1 protein-coding gene is annotated in these 875 nt (G+C 70.1%); it reads left to right on the forward strand.

Translation table 11 applies throughout. The annotated features are described in order from the left end of the window. Positions 1–875, forward strand: an 875-nt coding sequence (locus AC1RRC_RS33215; RefSeq protein WP_493060207.1) for an AMP-binding protein, incomplete at both ends; no start/stop codon positions are given.

Genomic DNA, 875 nt, shown 5'->3' on the forward strand with positions numbered 1-875 from the left:
ATGGCCGCCCTCGAACTGCCCGGCCTGACGCTCGAGCCGCTGCCGGCCGACAGCGCCACCGCCAAGTTCGACCTGACGCTCAACATCGCCGAACATTCCGGCCAGCTGGCCTGCCACTTCGAATACAGCACCGACCTGTTCGACGAAGCGACCATCGCCCGCATGGCGGCGCATTTCAACCGCCTGCTCGACGCCATCGCCGCCGCGCCGGCGGCCCGCCTCGCCGACCTGGCCATGCTGGACCGGCAGGAGCGTCAGCAACTGCTGCACGGCTGGAACGATACCGCCACCGCCTACCCGCCACAAGCCAGCCTGCAAGCCATGTTCGAAGCCCAGGCCGAGGCGGCGCCCGACCACATCGCCCTCGTGTTCGAAGGCCGGCAGCTCAGCTACGCCGCCCTGAACCGGCGCGCCAACCGCCTGGCCCATTACCTGCGCGCCCAGGGCGCCGGGCCCGACCGCCTGGTCGCCATCTGCACCGAGCGCTCGCTCGACATGGTGGTCGGCCTGCTGGCCATCCTCAAGGCCGGCGCCGCCTATGTCCCGCTCGACCCGGCGTATCCGCAGGAGCGCCTGGCCTATATGCTGGACGATGCCCGCCCCGCCGCGCTGCTGACCCAGCAGCACCTGGACGGGATACTGCCTGCGCACACGGTCCCCACCATCCACCTCGACCAGCTGGAGCCGCTGCTCGCGGCCTGCCCGGAACATAACCCGCATCACGAAGGCGCCGCCGCCAACCTGGCCTATGTGATCTACACCTCCGGTTCCACCGGCCGTCCCAAAGGCGTTGGCATCGACCAGGCCGGCATCGTCAACCGCCTGCAGTGGATGCAGGCCGAGTACCGCCTCACCGCGCAGGACCGCGTGCTGCA

Source organism: Pseudoduganella sp. GW821-FHT12E03 (assembly GCF_058807115.1).